We start from the raw sequence: 3102 nt of genomic DNA on the forward strand, positions 1-3102 counted from the left end.
CACCACGAACTCATCTGGTCAACGAAGCGGCGGCCGCGACGACGGTTGCGGCCGCCGCTTCACCCTGCCCTCTTGACAAACTTCCCCCCATATCAGACTCCCGACTCGCGACCAACCTGCGTCTGCTGTGTCGAAAACTTGCTCAAGACGTTTTGGGGTTGGCGGGATCGCCAACACCCCGACGGCACCATCGACTGGACCAGCCCCACCGGGCACACCTACACCACCTATCCGGGTGCCCGGCTGCTCTTCCCGGCCCTGTGTCGGCCCACCGGAGCGGCACCGGTCACCGCGGCACCGAAGCCGGCCGCGGCTGGACGCACCCTGATGATGCCCACCCGAAAACGCACCCGCGCCCAGAACCGTCGTGCCTGCATCAGAGCCGAACGCGCCCGCAACCTCGCCCACATCGTCGAACGCAGCAGACCACCACCAGGCTCCTAGCTGCCCGGGCCGATGTTGCGGGCCGGCCGGGTACGCAGGTGGCGACCGTATGCCTCTGGTGCGCCGGCGATCTCAGCGGCGTCGGCCATCACGCCCAGGTAGCGGGCCGACGGCAGCCCGCCCTCCCAGGCGTCCACCACGTACAGCCAGGCCAGCGTCGGCTCGGGGGTGGTGTCCGCCGAGATCGCGGTCACCCGGTCCACCCGGCAGCGGATCTTTTTGTGGATGCCGAGTTCGGAGCCCTCCCAGCGGTCCAGGTTCTGCTCGTCGGCGACCGTGACGTCGTAGAGCACCACGAACACCCTGGCGGCGGGCTCCTCGACGATGGTGGCCAGCGCGCCCTCCCAGCCCAGATCCTCGCCGCCGAAGGTGAGCCGCCAGCCGTGCAGCCATCCGGTGCCGGTCATCGGCGAATGCGGTGCCCGCTGCAGCATCTGCTCCGGATGCATGTTCGAGCCGTAGGCGGCGTAGAGAGGCACGGGAGAAAGCTTAAACTCCGAGCGTTGACTAGGTTATGGCTGTGACCACCCGAATCGTCATCATCGGCGGCGGCCCCGCCGGCTACGAGGCCGCGCTGGTGGCCGCCGGCTACGGGCCTGAGGTCGCGCAGGTGATGGTGGTCGACGCCGACGGCATCGGTGGCGCCTGCGTGCTGTGGGACTGTGTGCCGTCCAAGACGTTCATCGCCTCGTCGGGGGTGCGCACCGAGCTGCGCCGCGCGCCACACCTCGGCTTCGACATCCACTTCACCGACGCCGAGATCGAACTCGGCCAGATCCACGACCGGGTCAAGTCGCTGGCCGCCGCCCAGTCCGCCGACATCACCGCTCAGCTGCTGGCCGCCGGGGTCGAGGTGATCGCCGGGCGCGGCGAACTCGTCGACCGCCATCCCGGCCTGGTGCACCACCGGGTCAAGGTGACCGCCGCCGACGGCGCGGTCAGCGTGCGGGATGCCGATGTGGTGCTGATCGCCACCGGCGCCAGCCCGCGGGTGCTGCCCGGAGCCGAGCCGGACAATGCGCGCATCCTGACCTGGCGGCAGCTCTACGACCTCAAAGAGCTGCCCGAACACCTGGTGGTGGTCGGCTCCGGGGTGACCGGCGCCGAATTCGTCAACGCCTACACCGAATTGGGCGTGAAGGTCACCGTGGTGGCCAGCCGGGACCGGGTGCTGCCGCACGAGGACTCCGACGCCGCCGAAGTGCTGGAACGCGCCTTCGCCGAGCGTGGCGTCACCCTGGTCAAGAACGCCCGCGCCCAGTCGGTGACCCGCTCCGACGACGGAGTGCTGGTCACCATGACCGACGGGCGCACCGTCGCCGGCAGCCACGCCCTGATGACCGTCGGGTCGGTGCCCAATACCGGCGCCCTGGGCCTGGATCGGGTCGGCGTCGAGCTCGGCACGGGCGACTACCTGAAGGTGGACCGGGTCTCCCGCACGTCGGTCTCCGGGATCTACGCCGCCGGTGACTGCACCGGGCTGCTGCCGCTGGCGTCGGTGGCGGCCATGCAGGGCCGGATCGCGATCTACCACGCCCTGGGTGAGGCGGTCAGCCCGATCCGGCTGCGCACCGTGGCCGCGGCGGTCTTCACCCGCCCGGAGATCGCCGCGGTCGGGGTGCCGCAGGCGGCGATCGACGACGGGACGGTCCCGGCCCGCACCGTGATGCTGCCGCTGCAGACCAACGCGCGGGCGAAGATGTCGCGGATGCGGCACGGCTTCCTCAAACTGTTCTGCCGGCCGGCCACCGGGACGGTGATCGGCGGCGTGGTGGTGGCGCCGATCGCGTCGGAGCTGATCATGCCGATCGCGCTGGCCGTGCAGAACCGGGTCACCGTCGCCGACCTGGCCCAGACGCTGAGCGTGTATCCGTCGCTGTCGGGCTCGCTCACCGAGGCGGCCCGCCGGCTGATGGCCCACGACGACCTGGATTGACCGGCCACGTAGCCTGAGGCGGTACCGTACCGGCGAGTAACACGACGGGAGCACCGGTGACCGACCCGATCCCGCTGGACAGCGGCCAGACCTGGAGCGGCGGGGCCACGCTGGCACCCGAGCAGCGGGCGCGGGCCTGGGCGCGGCTCGGCGCCGAGCAGTTCGACGTGGTGGTGGTCGGCGGCGGCGTGGTCGGCGCCGGGTGCGCACTGGACGCCGCGACCCGCGGGCTGACGGTGGCACTGGTCGAGGCGCGCGACTTCGCCTCCGGGACGTCAAGCCGCAGCTCGAAGATGTTCCACGGCGGCCTGCGCTACCTGGAGCAGCTGGAGTTCGGGCTGGTTCGCGAGGCGCTGCACGAGCGGGAGCTGTCGCTGACGACGCTGGCCCCGCACCTGGTCAAGCCGCTGCCGTTTCTGTACCCGCTCACCCGACGATGGTGGGAGCGTCCCTACGTCGCCAGCGGAATCTTCCTGTACGACCAGATGGGTGGCGCGAAATCAGTTCCGGCGCAACGACACCTGACCCGCGCCGGCGCGCTGCGGCTGTGCCCGGGTCTCAAGCGCAGCGCCCTGATCGGCGGTATCCGCTACTACGACACCGTCGTCGATGACGCCCGGCACACGATGACAGTGGCCCGCACCGCCGCCCACTACGGTGCGGTGGTGCGCCCGTCCACCCAGGTGGTGGCGTTGTTGCGGGAAGGCGACCGGGTGACCGGG

4 protein-coding genes are annotated in these 3102 nt (G+C 70.8%); 3 read left to right on the forward strand and 1 reads right to left on the reverse strand.

The window, feature by feature from the left end:
• Positions 1-138: 138 nt before the first annotated feature.
• Positions 139-444: a hypothetical protein gene (locus AC2VNT_RS06545; RefSeq protein ID WP_486946081.1), complete on the forward strand. Its 306-nt coding sequence runs from the start codon at positions 139-141 to the stop codon at positions 442-444.
• Here the strand turns inward: AC2VNT_RS06545 and AC2VNT_RS06550 are convergent.
• The gene (locus AC2VNT_RS06550; protein WP_486946082.1) at positions 441-923 is read right to left on the reverse strand and encodes a gamma-glutamylcyclotransferase family protein; all 483 of its coding nucleotides are present in this window, start codon (positions 921-923) and stop codon (positions 441-443) included. The two genes, AC2VNT_RS06545 and AC2VNT_RS06550, sit on opposite strands and share 4 nt — an antisense overlap.
• 41 nt (positions 924-964) lie before the next feature.
• Here AC2VNT_RS06550 and AC2VNT_RS06555 point away from each other — a divergent pair, with 41 nt between their 5' ends.
• Positions 965-2380, forward strand: a complete 1416-nt coding sequence (locus AC2VNT_RS06555; protein WP_486946083.1) for an NAD(P)H-quinone dehydrogenase — start codon at positions 965-967, stop codon at positions 2378-2380.
• Between the two features lie 56 nt (positions 2381-2436).
• Positions 2437-3102, forward strand: a 666-nt coding sequence (locus AC2VNT_RS06560) for an FAD-dependent oxidoreductase (RefSeq protein ID WP_486946084.1), incomplete at its 3' end; no start/stop codon positions are given.

This window comes from Mycobacterium sp. TH-M15, from assembly GCF_057473705.1.